Source organism: Streptomyces flaveus (assembly GCF_014647675.1).
Taxonomy (GTDB): domain Bacteria; phylum Actinomycetota; class Actinomycetes; order Streptomycetales; family Streptomycetaceae; genus Streptomyces; species Streptomyces flaveus.
In genome coordinates this window covers 375,335-394,795 of record NZ_BMPQ01000007.1, presented here as the reverse complement: position 1 = coordinate 394,795, position 19,461 = coordinate 375,335, and the positions used below count along the sequence as shown (strand labels likewise).

Here is a 19,461-nt window from a genome sequence, read left to right as displayed (position 1 = left end):
CCGGCGGCCTCCACGGACGCCGGGCATCCAGTCCTGCCCAAACAGTCCCTGACCTGGAGCTATTTACGCGTCAGAAGCACTTCTCGCGTTTTCGCGGGCCACTCTCGTCCATTGCCTCAGTGGACGGTTGCCCGTCTCAGGACTGAACGGCCGAGCGCAGCTCGGGCAGGGACAGGACCTCGTGCAGCGCGTCGACGTAGAGATCCACGTGCTCGCGGCGGAAGGTCATGGGCGGTTTGATCTTCAGTACGTTGTCGTGCACGCCATTGGGGAAGACTATGACGCCTCGCTCCTTCATGAGCTCGGTGACCATGAAGGCCTGCTCAGTGGCCGGCATTCTGGTGGTGCGGTTACGAACCAGTTCGACACCGAGGTAGAGCCCTTCTGCCCGCACGTCACCGATGAGCGGTTGGCGCTGCTGGAGCTCGCGCAGCGACTGGGCGAAGTACCCGCCCACGCTCACGGCGTTCTCCCTCAGCCCATCCTGCTCGACGATGTCGAGCACGGCCTCGCCGATCGCGCAGGAGACCGGGTTGCCGCCGAAGGTGTTGAAGTACTTCATGCCCGTGTCGAACGCGTCGGCGATCTCCCGAGTCGTGACCAGCGCCGCGAGAGGATGCCCGTTTCCGAGTGGCTTGCCCATCGTGACGATGTCCGGGACCACTCCCTGGAGCTCGAAACCCCACCAGGGCCCGAGTCGTCCGACGCCGACCTGGACCTCGTCGGAGATGCACAGGGCGCCCGCCCGCCTGGCAGCCGTGAACACGCCATCGAGGTAGCCGTCGGGGAACACGATGTTCCCACCCGATCCCATCAGGGACTCGGCGATGAAGGCGGCTGGGGGTCGGCCGTCGGCCGCGATCCGCTCGATGACAGCTGCGGCGTCGCGCGCGTACTTGACTCCGGCGTCCGCGTCGTCGTACCCGTAGGTGCTGCGGTAGCGGTCCGGGATGACGACCTCGTGGGTGGTCGCGGGGGCACCGGCGCCGCCGGGGCCCTTGTAACGGTTCGGGCTGATCCCGGTCACCACGCCGGTGTTTCCGTGGTACGCGCCGTCGATGTTGACGATGTGCTGACGACCTGTCACCTGGCGGGCGATCCGCAGCGCCAGGTCGTTCGCCTCGCTGCCCGTGCACACGAGGAAGACGACCTCGAGCGGGTCGGGCAGCGTGGCTACCAGCTTCTGCACGTAACTGGCGATCTGCGGGTAGACAAAACGGCTGTTGGTGTTGAGCTTGCGCAGCTGTCGGGTGGCGGCGGCCGTCACCCGTGGCTCGGCATGGCCGACGTGGGTGACGTTGTTCAGCGAGTCCAGATAGGCAAGGCCGTCCTCGTCGTGGAACCACACGTCCCGCCCACGCACAAGGTTCATCGGGTTGCGGTAGTAGTTGCGCTGGGAGCAAGCGATGTGGCGACGGCGCACTGAGACGACGTCGTCGATGGTGGGGACCGCGGCGGGGGACTCGGTGAGCTCGAAGAGCCGGGCGGGGTCAGGTGACAGGTGGCTCCACACCTGCCGTGCGGAGGGCGGCACGACACGAGGCGGCGGCCATGTGGCCATCCGTGCGGTGCGGTGGACCTGCACCTGGACGCAGGGCCCGAGCGGGTCCGCCTCGTCGCTCGCGCCGGCGCGTCCCAACGGCGCCCCGGCCGGGACTCTCGCCGCGACGGGCGGCGAGTCGTCGAGTCCCCACCAGCACGTCCAGAACTCCAGCCCCTCGACCGCATGTCGCAGCACCAACGGCATACCGGGGCCACCGCGGGCCTCGACGACGCCGGACAGCGGGCTGGCAACCTCCTCGGCATCGGCCACGATCAGCAAGCCGCCGACCTGAACCGTCGCGGGCTCGTCGGCCCCTGGGCGACGCCGGCCACCCAGGAGCAGCGATGCGCTGAGGTGGGGCACGTAGCCCTTCCGCCGCCGTCCGTCGAGGACGTCGTCGATGCTCGCGCGCACCGCCCTCGCTTCGTGCCAGTCGACTTCGTCGTAGAGATCACTTGCCGGTCGCAGGTCAAGCAGCTGCGGGGCCGGTGCGTGCGGGGCGCCGGTTCGGGCCGCCTCTGCCAAGACCTCTTCCAAACCCCGCTGCTCCCGCGTCCGGGGGAGCCCACACGCGACCCGGAACGTCGCCTCGGCGACGTCGGGACAAACCTCGGCCACCTGCGCGATCGCCGGCCAGGTGTGTTGCACGCGGGTCCGCCCGTACGGCGTGCCGCTCTCCGCGACCCGGCGCGTCCACGTCACGGCGTTCATGCACAGCCGGGTGGCCGCCAACGGATAGACAGCCGCCAGTTCCTCCGCCGTGAGGGGAAGCACCGAGTGGAAGCCGGCCACGACTTCGGCCGCCGCAGCGAGCGGGTCGGCCTTGCGGACCATGGCGTAGCCCGCCGCGATCGCCACCTCTGCCGCGCGCACACTGTAGAGCGAGTCGCCCAGGTCGACGATGCCCGAGATCCGCAGCACCCCGTCCTCGTCGGCGTCGGCCAGAACGTTGGCGTCATTGAGATCCTGGTGTACGACGCTCCGCGGCAGTCGGTCCCATGCCGGCAGGAGATCGTCGTACCAGCCCATGATCGTGCGCACCGACTCCCGCCGGTCCGCGTCCTGTACAGCGTGCAGCGACGCCTCGACGATCTCAGCGGCCCGGCGCATGTCCCAGTCGTGCGGTTCCAGGCCCACCGGTGGCTCCATGCTGGAGAGTCCGAGGCTCAGCCGCCCAGCGGCTTCTCCCAGCTGACGCAGAAGCGCCGCGGGGTGGTCGTCGAGATCCGCCAGGGCTCGGCCCTCGATCCAGCTCATCACGCGGACCACGTGCGTTCGGCCCTCGTGGACGACGTCGGCAAGGCACTTCCCCTCGCGCGTCGGGACCAGTCGTGGCACCGGAAGGTCGGGAACGGTGGAGGCCAGATGCTGGAGGAGCGAGTTCTGCCAGAGGACGTCGGCTGAGTCCGGCTCCGCGCGGGTGACCCGTACGAAGTAGCGCATGCCGTCATCACCGGTGATCCGGACGTTCTGGTCGACCTCCCCTCCCAGTGGGTGCTGGACATATCCCTCGAGTCCGAAGGACTGCCGCAGCACGTGATCGAGGAGCGAGCCCGGCAGTTGGCCGGTGTGACCGGGGATGGTCGTTCCGTCCTGGCCGGTGGTGGTCGCTGAGGTCATCGGTGCGTTCTCTCTCTCATCGTCAGGTCGCTCATCACTCACCGTGGGCCTGCGTCACGACGCTCAGGTCGTGGCCAGTCCCCCGCCGCCACCCGTGTCGGACCTTTGCCCGACGCTGTCAGTCAGCTCCCGGACGGTCCGATCGATGCGGTTCCTGGGAGGAGGCGGGCAGGGCTGCCGCGGCTGTGTCTCGATCGCTTCACGGACTGCGCAGAGCCCACCCACGTCGACGACCGACAGGTCCAAGGCGGACTCCCCCGTTTTGGTACTCCCCCTCGATGCCCCACTCCGACGGCTGCAGGGGCCCGGGCCAGGACGCGCTCCAACACCTGGTCGGCGATCAGGTCCGAGGTGGCCGTCCGTCAACGGCGGAGCGCTCATAGAGACCGGTCATCAGCTCACGCGGCGCCGGTCATGACGTCCCAGGTGACGTTCTGGTCCTCGACGCTCGCCTTGAGCTCGGCATAGTCTCTGGGGGAGTCCTGGATGATCTCGATCCCGCTCTGCCTGGCGAACCGGTTGGCTCGGCCGCCTTGGTCATCGCCTCCTGGTGGGCCCCGTAGCGGAAGGCTGAGACTGCCCCGAGGGACGCGGCGCCCCTCAGCAGCGCCTACTGAAGGTGACGGACTGGGGATCAGGTGCTTACGGAAGCGCCATAGCTGCTCCAAGTGCGTGGTCATGTCACGAGCCTTCTCCAGCCCGAGGTGATGCGTCAGTGAAGCACCGTGGAGAATCCGGCAACAAGGGACGCGAGGCCGCGACATCGACGCCGTATTTTGTGCCTGTGCACAATTTCTGTCAGGGAGCCCCACCGGCATGTCAGCGGCATTTCCCGGAGACGGCCCCGTATCCGTCCGGTGACGGCTGTCGTCGGGAGAGGCGGTCCTCGTGAGCGGCCCGGGACGCCGTCAGAGTGGGGCCCGCCACGACGCCGTTCAGGCGATCGCGCGCCGGCTCCTCGAGGAACGACTCGACGAACTGACCTCTCGTGCTCTCGAGCAGCTGGAAGCCGAGGAGGCCGCCTACGCGTCGGAGGACTGGGATCCGGTCCAGAAACGGGAGGGGATGCGGCGAACCCTCGAACTCGCCCTGACCCGGCTGGCCGGCGGTCCCGTGCCCCAGACGGTCTCGCGCGCCACCGAGGACGTGGGGCGCGAGCGAGCGGAGCAGGCGTTTCCCCTGACCGCTCTGATGCACTCCTTCCAGCTGGACCTCAGGACCCTGTGGGAGGCCGTGCTCGCGGAGGGGCGAGCACGTGGCATCAGCGCCGATCCCGACTTCCTCGACGGCTTGATCCGCGTCTGGGAGGCGACGGACGCCAACAGCGTCGAGGTCGTCGACGCCTACCGCCGCACCGAGCGCGACCTGGCGAGCCGTCGTACGGAGGTGCGCAACCGCGCCTTCAGTCGCCTCGTCCTGGAAGGGGAGCAGGATCCCTCCACGGTCGCCGAGGCCTCGACGTTGCTGGGCTTCTCCGAGCACGTCGCCCTGACCGTGGTCGTGGTCGAATCCGTTCCTACCGGGGACCCGGCTCTGTCCCAGGTCGACGATGCGCTGCGTCGGGGCGGCCTGCTGCGTCACTTCGGGTGGATGGGGGACGAGCTCCTCGGCATCATCGGTCACGGACGGTGCGATGAAGAGGCCATGCTTGCCATGCTCCGGCCGTTCGCCCCGTGGCGCTGCGGTGTCGCGGAAGTCCCCGGGCTGGCGCTGACGGCGCGGGGCATCCGGTTCGCACGTGCCGCGATCCGCAGCTCCGCGCAGCCCGGAGTGCGGCACGTGGAGGGCCACTGGGTCGGGGCGATCATGTCGGCGCAGGAGGAGCTCACCGGTGCGATGGCCACTGGCGTGCTGCGCCCACTCCTCGAGCTGCGCGACCGCGACAGCATCGTCGAGACCCTGCGCTGGTACCTCGACCTGGGCTCGGTCGCTGAGGTGGCCGCACGCACCTACCGTCACCGGAACACGGTGGGCAATCGCCTGCAGGCCGCGGAAGAGGCGACCGGGCTGAAGCTGTCCAGGCCGAACGACGCCGCCCGGCTGGTCCTCGCCTTGGCTTGGCTGGAGACGGACGCGGGCGCCCGCTTCCGGGCGACGGTGTCCTGATCCACCGATTGCCGGACGGGTTGTGGCAACCGGCCGGGGCCGCGACCGAGAGAGCTGGAGCCAAAGCGTGGCGGTCAGAGGCCGAATGCCCTTCATGGGGACGGCAGCCTTGTCGGCCGACAGCCCGGTCACGCTGCCGGGCAGCGGCGCGAAGCGGCCGCAGTTCGCGCCGGAGCCGCTCGCGGTGCCTCTCAGAGACTCATTCGGTTCGGGCAAGAACTGCACCGGGTCCCTGACAGGAAATTGTGCACAGGCACAAAATGCGCGGTCGATCTCGCGGCCTCACGTCCCTTGTTGCCGGATTCTCCACGGTGCTTCACTGACGCATCACCTCGGGCAGGAGAAAGGCTCATCGCACTCGGAGCAGTAATGGTGCTGCCGCCGACTACCTGATCAGCATTCGCCGTCCCCGGCCCTGTCCGGGGGCTCGTCCTCCAGCGGCGGCCCCTCGGGCACCCCCTCAGCCCTCATGTCCCCATGCCCCCTAAACAGGTCGCCGCCAACGCCGCGGCAGCCTCCTGGACCCCCGATGCGGCGGACCTGGCCGCACTCGACGAGATCGTGACTCTCGGTGAACGGGGTGTCCAATATGCCCGGAAAGAGGTTGAACACCATGCGTCAGATCGTCACCTTCGATGCCTACGGCACCCTGGTCGACTTCCAGCTCGGCCCCACCACCCTGAAGGTCCTGGCCGACCGGCTGGACCTGGACCGCCTGAACGTCGACGAGTTCCTCGACGACTTCCGCATCATGCGGTTCCACGCCGTCCTGGAGGCCTACCGCCCCTTCCACGAGGTGCTGCCCTCGAGCCTGGAGATAGCCATGCGTCTGCACGGCCTGGCGTACCGGAAGTCCGACGGCGAGGCCCTGGTCGCGGCCGTGCCCGCCTTCGGCCCCCACCCCGAGGTCCCGGCCGCCCTGCAGGCGCTGAAGTCCCGGTACGAGATCGCCATCATCTCCAACACGGACGACGACCTCATCGCCCAGAACCTGGCCAACATCGGCGTCGAGTTCGACCATGTCATCACCGCCCAGCAGGCCAAGGCGTACAAGCCGTCCCGGCAGACCTTCGAGTACGCCTTCCAGACCATGAACATCGACCCCGCCCAGGTCATCCACGTCGCCCAGGGCTGGGAGTACGACCTCATCCCCACCCGCGACCTCGGCCTCGCTCGCCGCGTGTGGATCAACCGCTACGGCCACAACGGCTGCTACGGCGCCCGCGGCAGCACCGACTACCAGCCCTTCGACGAGCTGACCGACCTGTCCGGCCTGCCGGCCCTGCTCGGCTGCTGAGGCCGGGACCCAGAGAAACACCCCTGAACGACCAGGAAGACCCGAGGACGTACGTCATGAAGCAGATCCCCTACTGGCTCGACACAGCCCCTGCCTTCCCCGACCGGACCGGCAAGCCCCTCCCCGATCAGGTGGACCTGGTGGTCATCGGCGGCGGCCTCACTGGCCTGTCCACCGCCTACCACGCGGCACGCAAGGGCGCCCACGTCGTCCTCGTAGAGAAGGACAAGGTCGGCTCGGGCGCCTCCGGGCGCAACGGCAGCATGTGCACCCAGGGCATCACCATCAGCCCCGCCGAGGCGCGCAAGCGCTACGGGCAGCCGCGGGCCCGGGAACTGTACGACGCCTTCCGCGAGGCGGTGGACGTTGTGGAGGAGCTGACGGTCAAGGAGCAGATCGACTGCGACTTCCACCGCGTAGGGCGTCTGGGAGTCGCGTTCAAGCCGCAGCACTTCGAGAGCATGCGGGCCAAGCAGCGCGACCTGGCCGACAACTTCGGCCACGACACCACGCTGCTGAGCAAGAACGATCTGCGTGCCGAGCTGGGCTCCGACTACTACCACGGAGCCCTGCTCGACCCGCTCAGCGCGCACCTTCACGTCGGCAAATACGTCCATGGTCTGGCAGAGGCCGCCGAACGCGCCGGGGCTCAGATCCACGAACGCAACGCCGCCACCGCGCTGCACCGCATCCCCGAGGGCGGTTTCCTCGTCGAGACCCTGCACGGCACCATCCGCGCCAAGCAGGTCATGGCGGCCACCGACGCCTACACCGACAAGGCCATGCCCTGGTTCCGCAAGCGGCTGATCAACGTCGGCAGTTTCGTCATCGTCACCGAGCCACTGGGCGAGGAGCGGGCCCGGCAGCTCATCCCCAACAACCGCGTGGTCGTGGACTCCAAGAACATCGGCCACTACGTCCGACTCACCCCGGACAACCGCCTCGCCTTCGGCGGCCGGGCCCGCTTCGCGCCCTCCAACCCCGCCTCGGACGTCAAGAGCGGTGACGTCCTGAAGCAGGAACTGGCGGAGATCTTCCCGCAGTTGTCGGACGTGCGGATCGACTACGTGTGGGGCGGCAGTGTCGGCTTCTCCTACGACCGCGTTCCGCACGCGGGCGAGGCCAACGGCCTGTACTACTCAATGGGTTACTGCGGCCACGGCGTCCAGATGGCCACCTACATGGGCCGCGCCATGGCCGAGGTAATGGACGGCCACCCGGAGGCCAACCCCTTGCGCGGCTTCGGCTTCCCCAAGGTTCCGGTGCCGTTCTACAACGGCACCGCCTGGTTCCTGCCCTTCGCCGGGGCGTACTACAAGGCCAAGGACCGGCTGCGCTGACCAACAGCGATGCGCCGGTGCGGGCGGGTTGGGGCCAGTCATGGTCGGCGTGACGGTCACAAAAACTCGCTAACGCCGTACCCGCGGCATCCCCAGACCGATCCACGAGATGATCTCGCGCTGGATCTCGTTGTTCCCGCCGCCGAAGGTGAAGATCACGGCCGAGCGGTAGCCGCGCTCCAGATCACCGTGGAGCACCGCGCCCGCCGAGCCCTCCTTGAGGACGCCCGCCGCCGCGACGATCTCCATGAGCCAGGCGTACGCGTCCCGGCGTGCCTCGGAGCCGTACACCTTCACGGCGGAGGCGTCCTGCGGAGTGAGGGTGCCCTCCTGGACGGCGTTCACCATCTGCCAGTTGAGGAGCTTCATCGCGTCGAGCCTGGTGTGCGTCTGGGCGAGGCGGCGGCGTACCCAAGGGAGGTCGACGACGCGGCGGCCGTCGGCGAGCTTGGTCTCCAGCGCCCAGCGCTGCACGTCGTGCAGGGCGCGGATGGCCATGGTGCCGTGCGCGGCGAGGGTGACGCGCTCGTGGTTGAGCTGGTTGGTGATCAGCCGCCAGCCCTTGTTCTCCTCGCCGACGCGGCGGGAGACGGGGACGCGGATGTTCTCGTAGTAGCTCGCGGTGGTGTCGTGCGAGGCGAGGGTGTTGATGAGGGTGCAGGAGTAGCCGGGGTCGGAGGTCGGCACGAGGAGCATGGTGATGCCCTTGTGCGGGGGTGCGTCCGGGTCGGTACGGACGGCCAGCCACACCCAGTCGGCAGTGTCGCCGTTGGTCGTCCAGATCTTCTGGCCGTTGACGATGTACTCATCGCCGTCCCGGACAGCCCTGGTCTTGAGCGCGGCCAGGTCCGTGCCCGCGTCGGGCTCGCTGTAGCCGATCGCGAAGTCGATCTCGCCGGAGAGGATCTTCGGCAGGAAGTACGCCTTCTGCTCCTCGGTGCCGAACTGCATGATCGTCGGTCCGACCGTGTTCAGCGCCATCAGCGGCAGGGGTACGCCCGCCTGGGCGGCCTCGTCGAAGAAGATGAACTGCTCCATCGGGCTCAGCCCGCGCCCGCCGTACTCCTTCGGCCAGCCCACCCCGAGCCAGCCGTCGGAGCCGAGCCGGCGGATGGTCTCGCGGTAGAACCGCTTCTGCGCCGCCGGGTCCGCGTACCGGGCGTGGACGTTCTCCGGCACCAACTCGGTGAAGTAGGCGCGCAGTTCGGTGCGCAACTCCTGCTGCTCCGGCGTGTATTCGAGATGCACGGCGCCTCCTGGCTCCCACGGGGCTCCTACTGGCCTGCTGCTCCGGCCGCCCTGCCTTACGGCGCACACCGTAGAACGCGTTCCAGAAATTGGGAACACGCAGGAGTAGGTAACACGTGGATGGCACATGGGTGGCACAAGGAAAGGCCCCCGGTCGTCCGGGGGCCCATCGCTTGACTCAACTGCTCAGTGCGGTACGGGAGTTGCCTGTGTGGCGCTCCCCCGCTGGGCGGCAGCCGTACGCGGAGCCAGCACGCGCTCCGCGAGGTACCCGAAGACCAGGCCGTACGCGGTCCACAGGGTCACCTGGATGGCGAGGGCGGCGAGCCGGTACTGCCACAGCAGGGTGCCGGGGAAGCCCTCCGGGACCATGTTGTACGACGGCAGGACGGCGTACGCCAGGCCGACGACGAGGACGAAGAAGGCTCCCGCGGAGAGGGTGGCGTTCCAGTTGCCCAGGCGTGGTGCGAGGCGCTTGCCGAGGATCACCGTGCCGACGGTCAGCAGCACGCTGAGTACGACCATCAGGAAGTACAGCGTGGTCCGCTGGTTGAGGGTGTCGGGGTCGCCGACGGCCGGCGGGTTGGCGGGGTACTTGAGGAACGGGACGACGTAGACCGCGAGCAGGCCCGCGGTCGACAGCATCAGCGCGCTCGCGCGCGGTCCGAAGCGGCCGATCCTGCCGAGTGCGAAGCAGTACGCGAGGGCGGCGATGCCGCCGAACGCGACGCCGTAGACGAGGACGCCGGTGCTCAGGCCGGCGGTGGACTGCATGGTGCGGCTGACGAGTTCCTCGCCGCCGTGCTCGTGGGCGTGGGCCTCCTCGAAGGCGATGGCCTCGTCGACGCGTGGTTCGCCGAGGAAATAGGCGACGACCAGGGCGAGCAGGCCCGCGGCGAGTCCCGCGAGCATGCCACGCACCAGGAGGTTTCTGACGGTTGCTGAGTCCATGTGCTCGTACGCTTCCTCGTCGCCGTCAGTGGCAGGGGAAGCCGAGGAGGTGGCGGGCGTCGTGCACCCACTCGTGCACGCCTTCGCCGGAGACCACGGAGGTGGCGCCCTGCTCGGCGCCGACGAAGTAGAGCAGGACCAGCATCAGGATGCCGAAGAAGACCGCCCAGGGGACGATCGCGCCGATCGGCAGCTTGGCCGGCACGGCGGCCGGTACAGCGGAGTTGGTCACGGTCGGCTGAGCGACGGACTGGGCCATGGCAGAACCTCCTGGGGAACTCGCGTCCCATCTTGGTGGTGCACAGGACGACGGCCACGGGTCTGACTTGCCCGGACTGCACCGCCCCTGGTGGGAGGCGGTCGCTACGGGCTTACAGTGGCGCGACCGTGCCGGATTCTCACCGGCTTCCGTCGAACCGTCGTCAATATCGACGTGACCGTACCGCGAAGCGGGGAAGCGGCCAAGGGCGCACGGGGTGCCGGAGCGTGCGCCGTTGCCCTGGTCACGCGCCAATTCCCGGTACACGCAAGGGGGTTGATCAGGTGTTGAGCGCGAAAGTGGGCCGATGACCAGCCGAGTGATGTTGATCTCACCAGCGATCAGTGCCGCGCTGCGGGAGGCGCGTTTCGACGACGGATGCCCTCTCGACCCCGCCGGGCTGCGGCTCGCGGAGGCGGCAGCGGGTGCGCTGCCCGCTGTGGACCGGGCCCTGGTCTCCCCCGGCGTGCGCTGCCGCGAGACGGCCGGCGCGCTCGGTCTCGACGCCACGGACGAGCCCGAGTTGGCGGGACTGGGCGTGGGTCGCTGGCGCGGCGCGAGCCTGGCCGAGGTGAGCGCCGAGGAGCCGGAGGCGGTCGCGCGCTGGCTGGCGGATCCGTCCTGCGCCCCGCACGGCGGTGAATCCGTACGCGAGTTGTGCGACCGGGTCGCCAAGTGGCTCGATTCGGCCGGGCAGTTCTCGGGCCGGACCCTCGCCGTCGTCGAGCCGGAGATCGTACGGGCCGTGGTGGTACGGACGCTCGGTGCTCCGGAACCGGCATTCTGGCGGATCGACGTACCACCGCTGACCGCGACGGAGCTCAGCGGGCGGGCCGGGCGCTGGAACGTACGGGTGGGGCGGGGGCTCGGGGACTGACGGGCTGAGGCTTGGGCAGCTGCTCGTCGCCTCAGGATGGCTGGCACCCCGGCCGACCCGTCACCTCAGCAGGCCCGTCACCTCAGCAGGGCGAGGAACTCCGTGCAGGCGCGCGCACAGTCCCGGCAGGCCAGCGCGCCCTCCTCGGCGCCGGGGTTCCGGTCGAAGACGTGCGCGGTCTCCAGGCAGACGTCGCGGCACCACTCGACCTGGGCGCGCGTCGCGGCCTCGTCCTGCCAGGTCTGTTCGGCCAGCACGCGGCAGGTCGCGTCGCAGACCTCCGCGCACATGATGCTCTTGCGCCGCAACTCCTGCTGATCTTCGGGACCGTCGAGATCGGCGAGACTCGCGCGCAGCGCACACACCCGCGCGCACTCGGTACACGCCTGCGCACAGGCGAACCGGTCCTCGAGGAAACGGACGAGTTCCTGCTGATCTGTCGCTGACACGCTGTCCGAGTAGCCGGACGCCGCCCGGCCAAACCCGGTGGCGTCACCAAGCGGGCACGAGATCTGCCGTTCCCACCCGTGCCCAACCGCACTCGGCGATCGATACTTGACCCGCAGGCCTTGAGAGATCCAGGACGCGGCCACGGCTGCTCACCTCACCCGGAGGTACGGAATGAAGATGCTCATCAACGTCGCGGAGACGGTTGTCGCGGACGCGCTGCGGGGCATGGCTGCCGCGCATCCCGAGCTGACCGTGGATGTCGAGAACCGGGTGATCGTTCGGCGGGACGCTCCGGTGGCCGGGCAGGTGGGGCTCGTCTCCGGTGGCGGTTCGGGGCACGAGCCGTTGCACGGCGGGTTCGTGGGTCCGGGAATGCTGTCGGCGGCCTGTCCGGGAGAGGTGTTCACCAGCCCGGTACCGGACCAGATGGTGCGGGCGGCCGCCGCCGTGGACAGCGGGGCCGGGGTGCTGTTCATCGTGAAGAACTACACCGGGGACGTACTCAACTTCGACATGGCGGCGGAGCTCGCCGAGGACGAGGGCATCCAGGTGGCGAAGGTGCTCGTCAACGACGACGTGGCGGTGACCGACAGCCTCTACACGGCGGGGCGGCGCGGCACCGGCGCGACGCTGTTCGTGGAGAAGATCGCGGGCGCCGCCGCCCATGAGGGCCAGCCGCTGGAGCGGGTCGAGGCGCTGGCCCGTCAGGTCAACGAGAGCTCCCGGAGTTTCGGCGTCGCGCTGAGCGCCTGTACGACTCCGGCCAAGGGCAGCCCCACCTTCGATCTCCCGCCGGGCGAGCTGGAGTTGGGTATCGGCATCCATGGCGAGCCCGGCCGTGAGCGGCGCGCGATGATGACGTCGCGGGAGATCGCCGACTTCTCGGTGAACGCGGTCCTGGAGGACCTGAACCCCAGGAATCCGGTGCTGGTGCTGGTCAACGGCATGGGTGCGACGCCGCTCCTGGAGCTGTACGGCTTCAACGCGGAGGTGCAGCGCGTGCTGACCGAGCGTGGCGTCGCCGTGGCGCGCACCCTCGTCGGGAACTACGTCACCTCGCTCGACATGGCCGGAGCCTCGGTGACGCTGTGTCAGGTCGATGAGGAGCTGCTGCGGCTGTGGGACGCTCCGGTGCGTACGGCGGGTCTGCGCTGGGGCATGTGAGACCGGTCAACTCCCTTACCGGACAAGCACGATGACTACGCAAGCACCATGCGAGGAGATCCTGTGCTCGACGCCGACTTCTTCCGCCGTTGGATGACGGCGACCGCTGCTTCCGTCGACCGCGAGACGGAGCGGCTCACCGCCCTCGACTCGCCGATCGGCGACGCCGACCACGGCAGCAATCTGCAGCGCGGCTTCACGGCCGTGACGGCCACACTGGAGAAGGAGGCACTGGGCACGCCGGGCGCCGTCCTCATGCTCGCCGGACGCCAGTTGATCTCGACGGTGGGCGGTGCGTCGGGCCCGTTGTACGGCACGCTGCTGCGCCGTACCGGGAAGGCGCTCGGGGACGCTGCCGAGGTCAGCAAGGAGCAGCTCACGGACGCGTTGCGCACCGGGGTGGACGCGGTGATGCAGCTCGGCGGGGCGGCGCCGGGCGACAAGACCATGATCGACGCGCTGGTGCCCGCGGTCGACGCGCTCGGCGAGTCCTTCGCGGCGGCTCGGGCCGCCGCCGAGGAGGGCGCCCTCGCTACCACGCCCTTGCAGGCCCGCAAGGGCAGGGCGAGTTATCTGGGCGAGCGGAGCATCGGGCACCAGGATCCCGGTGCCACCTCTTCCGCTCTGCTGATCGCGGCCCTCGAGGAGGCGGCCGGTGAGTGACGAGAAGCTGGTGGGCATCGTGCTCGTGTCGCACAGCGCCGCGGTGGCCGCCTCGGTCGCCGAGCTGGCGGTAGGGCTCGCGGGCGGCGGCACGACCGCGCCGGTGGCTCCGGCGGGCGGGGTCGAGGGCGGCGGCCTCGGCACCAGCGCCGAGCTGATCTCGGCCGCGGCCGCCTCCGTGGACCGCGGCGCCGGTGTCGCCGTACTGACCGATCTCGGCAGCGCGGTCCTCACCGTGAAGACCCTCCTGGCCGAAGGCGACGAGCTTCCGGCCCACACCCGCCTCGTGGACGCCCCCTTCGTGGAGGGCGCGGTGGCCGCGGTCGTCACCGCCTCGGCCGGAGCGGACCTCGTGGCGGTGGAGGCGGCGGCTTCGGAGGCGTACACGTACCGAAAGGTGTGACATGGCCACGGCCACGGTCGGGCGATGGTGACCACGGAGGGCGGCCGGGCGGTGGCGGAGGCATACGGATGGATCGGGCCGCCGGTCCGGCGACACGCCATGGCGCGCCGCACGGCGGAATCCGTCACCTGATCGGGCTCGGCCCGCGTGCGGGGGTGGTGCGGGGCACGTTGGCTCGTCCCAGGGCAGCACGGGCGTTTCCCAACCCTCGGCGGCGCATGGGATGTACCGCCAACCGTGCCGCCGGAGGGCAGTCAATGCGTACCACTCAGATGTTCGTCCGCGCCGGTCTGACCGTGGCGGCCACCGCCGCGCTGCCGCTGGCCCTCACCGCCGGGCCCGCTGCGGCAGTGAACACGCAGATCACGGTGACCTCCAGTGGGTCCACGGTCCAGGTGAACACCACCGCGTGCCCCACCGGCGGCAACGCCTCGCTGCTCTCCAGCGGCCAGGCCAACTTCGCCCAGGGCCGCCAAGTGCCGCTGACCAGGAGCACGGGCAGCCAGAGCGCCTCCTGGTCGGGCGTCAGCACGGGCACGTACACCGTCATCGTGGTCTGCGCGAACGGCTCGACGGCGGGCACCCAGTCCGTCACCGTGTCCACGGGCTCGGGCCCCACGATCTCCACGACGACCCCCCCACCTCGATCGCCCTCACCCACGCCCACGCGCACCCCCTCGCCCTCGCCGACGCGCGGGGTCATGGGCGGCGCGGGCGGCTCCACCGAGGACTACAGCACCGTCACCTACGCGGTGGGCGGGGTCCTGGTGGCGTCGGGTGTCGGGGCCACGGCCTGGGTCCTGCGCCGCCGCTCCAAGCCCAACCGGCTCTGATCACACCGTTGGCCCCCGGGAAGCCGAGTCCTCGGCGGGCAGTCGCCCGAACTCCTGAAGCGCATGCGTCAGCCAGTGGGTCCAGAAGGTCTCCAAGTCGATCCCGGCACGCAGGATGAGGTGCTGGAGCCGGTCCTGGGGCGTCTGTCTGCCGGGCGGGAAGTCCCGCTGCTGGATCTCCTCGTACTCCGCCAACTGCCGCTGGTGCAGGTCGAGATGGCGGCGCAGATCTTCCTCGATGCCCGCGGTGCCGACCACGGCTGCGGCCCGCAGGCGCAGCAGCAGCGGGTCGCGCAGGGGCTTGGGGTCCTGGGAGGCCGCGGTCCAGCGGATGAGTTCGGCGCGGCCCGCGGGCAGGACCTCGTAGCTCTTCTTCTGCCCGCGGGTCGGCTGCTCGGCGGGGAGGGCCCGGATGTAGCCGACGGCCTCCAGTTTTCCCAGCTCGCGATAGATCTGCTGATGCGACGCCGACCAGAAGTAGCCGATCGACCTGTCGAAACGCCTGGTCAGCTCAAGGCCCGACGACGGTTTCTCGAGGAGGGCGGTGAGGATGGCGTGCGGGAGTGACATGAACTCATCCTAAGTACGCCGCCGAAAGCCGACCCATGCTGCTCCCTGGGCTACAGCGCCGCCGCCAGCTCCGTGCCCTGCTTGATCGCGCGCTTCGCGTCCAGTTCGGCGGCCACGTCCGCGCCGCCGATGAGGTGCACACTGCGACCGGCGGTGCGCAGCTCGTCGTACAGGTCGCGGCGCGGCTCCTGGCCGGTGCAGAGCACGATCGTGTCGACCGGCAGGACGGTGCTCTGCCCGTCGACGGTGACGTGCAGGCCTTCGTCGTCGATCCGGTCGTACTGAACACCCGGGACCATGGTGACGCCCCGGTGCCTGAGCTCTGTGCGATGGATCCAGCCGGTGGTCTTGCCGAGCCCGGCGCCGACCTTGGACGGCTTGCGCTGCAGGAGGTGGACGGAGCGCGGCGGGGCGGGCCGCTCGGGCGCGGCGAGGCCGCCGGGCGTCCGGTGGTCCATGTCGACGCCCCACTGCCGGAAGTACGTCGCCGGGTCCTCACTCGCCTTGTCGCCGCTGTCGGTCAGGTACTCGGCGACGTCGAAGCCGATGCCCCCCGCACCGAGGATCGCGACACGGTCGCCGACGGGCACGCTGTCGCGCAGCACGTCGAGGTAGCCGACGACGCTCGGGTGGTCGACGCCGGGGATGTCGGGGGTGCGCGGGCCGACGCCGGTGGCGATCACTGTCTCGTCGTAGCCGGCGAGGTCGCCCGCCGTCACGTATGTGCCCAACCGCACCTCCACTCCCCGCAGTTGGAGCTGCGTACGGAAGTAGCGCAGCGTCTCGTCGAACTCCTGCTTGCCGGGGACCTTGCGGGCCACGTTCAGCTGGCCACCGATCTCCCTCTCCGCGTCGTAGAGCGTGACGTCGTGGCCGCGTTCGGCGGCGGAGACGGCGCAGGCGAGTCCGGCGGGCCCGGCGCCCACGACGGCGACGCGCTTGCGCCGCCGGGTCGGTGCGAGGACCAGCTCGGTCTCGTGGCAGGCGCGTGGGTTGACCAGGCAGGAGGTGATCTTGCCGCTGAAGGTGTGGTCGAGGCAGGCCTGGTTGCAGCCGATGCAGGTGTTGATGGCGTCGGGGCGCCCGTCCCGCGCCTTGTTGACGAAGTCGGGGTCGGCGAGCATCGGACGGGCCAGGGACACCATGTCGGCGTAGCCCTCGGCGAGCAACTCCTCGGCGAGTTCAGGGGTGTTGATGCGGTTGGTGGTCACCAGCGGAATCGCGACGGCACCCATGACCTTCTTGGTCACCCAGGCGTACGCGCCCCGCGGCACCGAGGTCGCGATGGTGGGGATCCGCGCCTCGTGCCAGCCGATACCGGTGTTGATGATCGTCGCTCCGGCGGCCTCGACGGCCCGAGCGAGCGTGATCACCTCGTCCAGTGTCGATCCGCCGGGCACCAGGTCCAGCATCGACAGCCGGTAGATGATGACGAAGTCCTCGCCGACCGCCTCCCGTACGCGGCGGACGATCTCGACCGGGAAGCGCATGCGGTTCTCGTACGAGCCGCCCCAGCGGTCCTCGCGGTGATTGGTCTGCGTGGCGATGAACTCGTTGATGAGATAGCCCTCGGAGCCCATGATCTCGACGCCGTCGTAGCCGGCTTGCCGGGCGAGGCGGGCGGCGCGGGCGTAGTCGTCGATCGTCCGCTCGACCTCGTCGTCGGTGAGGGCGTGCGGGACATGGGGGCTGATCGGGGCCTGGAGGGCGCTGGGCGCGACGAGGTCCTGGTGGTAGGCGTACCGCCCGAAGTGCAGGATCTGCATGGCGATCCTGCCGCCCTCGCGGTGCACGGCCTCGGTGATGACGGTGTGCTGCTCGGCCTCCGCCCCGGTCGTGAGCTTGGCGCCGCCCTCGTACGGCCGTCCCGCCTCGTTCGGCGCGATGCCGCCCGTGACGATGAGCCCCACTCCCCCGCGCGCCCGGGCCGCGTAGAACTCCGCCATACGCTCGAAGCCGCGTTCCGCCTCCTCCAGGCCCACGTGCATGGAGCCCATGAGCACGCGGTTGGGCAGGGTGGTAAAGCCCAGGTCGAGCGGGGTCAGCAGGTGCGGGTAACGGTTCATGGGCCCCTCCGTGCGCGGTGTCATCACGTCTGTTGTAGACGAGGGGCCGAGCTTTGTGCAACTAGTTGCACAAAGATGGAGGGGCCGATGTGACTAGGACCTCGTTCCGATGACGACCGTGCTGTACAGCTCCTCGGACACGGTCAGGCGGGGAACCAGCCCGCTGTCGGCGAAGACCTCGAATGCCGTGGGCGCCTGGCGCTCGCTCGTCTCGACCAGGAGGGAGCCGCCGGGGGCCAGCCATTGCGGGGCCTCGGCGGTCACCCGGCGCAGGATGTCGAGCCCGTCTCCTCCTCCGTCGAGCGCCATGAGGGGTTCGTGGTCGCGGGCCTCCGGGGGCAGCAGGCCGACCTCTTCGGTGGGGACGTACGGCACATTGGCTGCCAGGACGTCGACCCGGCCGCGGAGGGTGTGCGGCAGCGGCTCGAAGAGGTCGCCCTCGTAGACGTGGCCGTGCGTGCCGACGTTCCGGCGGGCACAGCGCACCGCGGCCGGGTCGATGTCGGCGGCGTGCAGCTCGGCGCCGGGGAGGGAGGCGGCGAGGGCGGCGCCCACCGCGCCCGAGCCGCAGCAGAGGTCCACGACGACGGGGGCTTCGGGAGCCACCTCGAAAGCCTGCTGGACCAGGAACTCGGTACGTCGGCGTGGCACGAAGACGCCCGGCTCGACGGCGATGCGCAGACCGCAGAACTCGGCCCAGCCCAGGACGTGTTCGAGAGGCAGACCCGCGGAGCGGCGGTCCACCATGGCGGTGAGTTCGGCCGAGGTGCGGGCAGTGGAGACGATCAGTCGCGCCTCGTCCTCGGCGAAGACACAGCCCGCGGAGCGGAGAGCGGCGACAACAGCGGCGTACGAAACGGAAGGGACGGAGGAGAAGGGCATGGAAGCCGAGAGCCTTTCGGGAACCCGAAGGGCGCTCTCCCGGTCACCTGATGACGGTGAACCCCTGAGGCGAGAGCACCCGAGCTGACACAGCGGTAATGGGGCTCACCTCCTCGGTCCCTGCACGGCTGGGGCGGTCCACAGCCGGACGGCAACGTTACACGGCCTCCGGCTGCCACCACGAGGCCGGGACGCCCTGTGCCCCGGCCGTTCCCCACGGGATGTTCAGCCGGCGACGTCGATGACGATCTTCCCGCGGGCGTGGCCGTCCTCCACCAGCCGCAGTGCCTCCCCGGCGCGGGACAAGGGGAATGTCTGCGTGACGAGGGGGTTCAGCTTGCCGTCGGCCACAAGGTGGGCGACCTCGTCGAGGATCGCGGCGTTGCGGGCCCGGGCGACGGGGGCGCCGCCGAGGCGGCCCACGATGTCCTTGCCGCCCGCGGTGATCAACTTCGAGCGGTCGGTGAGGAGTTCGGCCGCGGCTTCGAGGACCTCGCCGCCGATCAGGTCGTAGACCGCGTCCACGCCGTCCGGGGCGGCGGCCCGTACGCCGGCCACGAAGTCCGGGCCCGAAGGCACATGCACGGCGCCGAGCGACTCGACGAAGTCCTTCTTGCCCGCACTGGCCGTGCCGATGACCTTCACCCCGAAGGCGCGCGCGATCTGGGTGGCCGCCACGCCCACGCCACCGCCGACGCCCGTGACCAGCAGCGTCGAACCGGCCGGCAGATCGAGCTGACGGATGCCGTCGTACGCCGTCGCCCCCGCGACCGGCAGGGCCGCCGCGTCCGTGAAGGAGATCGCCTCGGGCTTGTGCGCGGTCACGGCGACGGGCAGCAGGGTGTACTCGGCGTAGCCACCGCCGACCGGATTGCCGAACACCGCGTCGCCCACCGCGAAGCCGGTGACTCCCTCGCCGATCTCCTCGACCACTCCGGCGGCCTCGTTGCCGAACACCGCGGGCAGTTCGCGCGCCGTCTGGCCCGGGCGGGCGTAGCCGTTGCGCTGCTTGTAGTCGACGGGGTTCACGCCCGCCGCCCGTACGGCGACCAGGAGTTGACCGGGACCGGGACTCGGCCGGTCCTGGTCGACGAGGGTCTCGGTCTCCGGACCGCCGAACCGCGTGAAGACGTACGCCTTGGGCATCTGCTTCCTCTTCCTCCACCGGGCTGCGCCTGCTCAGCATGTA

17 protein-coding genes and 1 riboswitch are annotated in these 19,461 nt (G+C 69.9%); of the genes, 8 read left to right on the top strand and 9 right to left on the bottom strand.

The genetic code is table 11. The features are described 5' to 3' along the window. Positions 1-136: 136 nt before the first annotated feature. Positions 137-3,163 carry an aminotransferase class III-fold pyridoxal phosphate-dependent enzyme gene (locus tag IEZ21_RS17920; RefSeq protein WP_189322880.1) on the bottom strand — a complete coding sequence of 1,009 codons (3,027 nt, stop codon included), beginning with the start codon at positions 3,161-3,163 and terminating at the stop codon, positions 137-139. Between the two features lie 888 nt (positions 3,164-4,051). Between IEZ21_RS17920 and IEZ21_RS17915 the strand changes: the two genes are divergently transcribed. From IEZ21_RS17915 to IEZ21_RS17905, 3 genes are all read left to right on the top strand, one after another. Next, a complete protein-coding gene (locus IEZ21_RS17915; protein WP_189322879.1) occupies positions 4,052-5,269 on the top strand; it encodes a PucR family transcriptional regulator in 1,218 nt (405 codons plus the stop codon). Positions 5,270-5,882: 613 nt separating this feature from the next. Further along, positions 5,883-6,566 carry a haloacid dehalogenase type II gene (locus tag IEZ21_RS17910; protein ID WP_189322878.1) on the top strand — a complete coding sequence of 228 codons (684 nt, stop codon included), beginning with the start codon at positions 5,883-5,885 and terminating at the stop codon, positions 6,564-6,566. A 56-nt stretch (positions 6,567-6,622) separates the two neighbouring features. After that, positions 6,623-7,906, top strand: a complete 1,284-nt coding sequence (locus tag IEZ21_RS17905) for an NAD(P)/FAD-dependent oxidoreductase (protein ID WP_189322877.1) — start codon at positions 6,623-6,625, stop codon at positions 7,904-7,906. Between the two features lie 69 nt (positions 7,907-7,975). Here the strand turns inward: IEZ21_RS17905 and IEZ21_RS17900 are convergent, their stop codons facing one another. From IEZ21_RS17900 to IEZ21_RS17890, 3 genes are all read right to left on the bottom strand, one after another. After that, a complete protein-coding gene (locus IEZ21_RS17900) occupies positions 7,976-9,154 on the bottom strand; it encodes an acyl-CoA dehydrogenase family protein (RefSeq protein ID WP_189322876.1) in 1,179 nt (392 codons plus the stop codon). A gap of 186 nt (positions 9,155-9,340) precedes the next feature. After that, a complete protein-coding gene (locus IEZ21_RS17895; protein WP_189322875.1) occupies positions 9,341-10,105 on the bottom strand; it encodes a CbtA family protein in 765 nt (254 codons plus the stop codon). A 25-nt stretch (positions 10,106-10,130) separates the two neighbouring features. Beyond that, entirely contained in the window at positions 10,131-10,364 is a 234-nt protein-coding gene (locus IEZ21_RS17890) for a CbtB domain-containing protein (RefSeq protein ID WP_189322874.1), read from the bottom strand. Positions 10,365-10,399: 35 nt separating this feature from the next. After that, positions 10,400-10,562, bottom strand: a riboswitch (cobalamin riboswitch). A 109-nt stretch (positions 10,563-10,671) separates the two neighbouring features. On the opposite strand from IEZ21_RS17890, the gene IEZ21_RS17885 reads away from it, so the two are divergent. Beyond that, positions 10,672-11,241 carry a histidine phosphatase family protein gene (locus tag IEZ21_RS17885; RefSeq protein ID WP_189322873.1) on the top strand — a complete coding sequence of 190 codons (570 nt, stop codon included), beginning with the start codon at positions 10,672-10,674 and terminating at the stop codon, positions 11,239-11,241. A 77-nt stretch (positions 11,242-11,318) separates the two neighbouring features. Here the strand turns inward: IEZ21_RS17885 and IEZ21_RS17880 are convergent, their stop codons facing one another. Beyond that, on the bottom strand, positions 11,319-11,690 hold the full coding sequence (locus IEZ21_RS17880; protein ID WP_189322872.1) for a four-helix bundle copper-binding protein: 372 nt from the start codon (positions 11,688-11,690) through the stop codon (positions 11,319-11,321). A gap of 172 nt (positions 11,691-11,862) precedes the next feature. On the opposite strand from IEZ21_RS17880, the gene dhaK reads away from it, so the two are divergent. From dhaK to IEZ21_RS17860, 4 genes are all read left to right on the top strand, one after another. Beyond that, positions 11,863-12,855: a dihydroxyacetone kinase subunit DhaK gene (dhaK, locus tag IEZ21_RS17875; RefSeq protein ID WP_189322871.1), complete on the top strand. Its 993-nt coding sequence runs from the start codon at positions 11,863-11,865 to the stop codon at positions 12,853-12,855. Between the two features lie 63 nt (positions 12,856-12,918). Continuing rightward, complete coding sequence (gene dhaL, locus IEZ21_RS17870; protein WP_189322922.1) at positions 12,919-13,518, top strand: dihydroxyacetone kinase subunit DhaL; 600 nt, start codon at positions 12,919-12,921, stop codon at positions 13,516-13,518. Then, entirely contained in the window at positions 13,511-13,921 is a 411-nt protein-coding gene (locus tag IEZ21_RS17865) for a PTS sugar transporter subunit IIA domain-containing protein (protein WP_189322870.1), read from the top strand. Before dhaL ends, IEZ21_RS17865 begins: the two co-directional genes overlap by 8 nt. A gap of 257 nt (positions 13,922-14,178) precedes the next feature. Then, positions 14,179-14,754, top strand: coding sequence for a hypothetical protein (locus IEZ21_RS17860; RefSeq protein WP_189322869.1), 576 nt, complete (start codon positions 14,179-14,181; stop codon positions 14,752-14,754). Here IEZ21_RS17860 and IEZ21_RS17855 read toward each other — a convergent pair whose 3' ends face one another. From IEZ21_RS17855 to IEZ21_RS17840, 4 genes are all read right to left on the bottom strand, one after another. Then, positions 14,755-15,324: a PadR family transcriptional regulator gene (locus tag IEZ21_RS17855; protein WP_189322868.1), complete on the bottom strand. Its 570-nt coding sequence runs from the start codon at positions 15,322-15,324 to the stop codon at positions 14,755-14,757. A gap of 50 nt (positions 15,325-15,374) precedes the next feature. Then, positions 15,375-17,390 (bottom strand): NADPH-dependent 2,4-dienoyl-CoA reductase, encoded by a 2,016-nt coding sequence (locus IEZ21_RS17850; RefSeq protein WP_189322867.1) that lies wholly within the window; start codon positions 17,388-17,390, stop codon positions 15,375-15,377. A 93-nt stretch (positions 17,391-17,483) separates the two neighbouring features. Next, positions 17,484-18,272, bottom strand: coding sequence for a putative protein N(5)-glutamine methyltransferase (locus IEZ21_RS17845; protein WP_189322866.1), 789 nt, complete (start codon positions 18,270-18,272; stop codon positions 17,484-17,486). Between the two features lie 225 nt (positions 18,273-18,497). Next, on the bottom strand, positions 18,498-19,418 hold the full coding sequence (locus IEZ21_RS17840) for a quinone oxidoreductase family protein (protein ID WP_189322865.1): 921 nt from the start codon (positions 19,416-19,418) through the stop codon (positions 18,498-18,500). Positions 19,419-19,461: the final 43 nt, after the last annotated feature.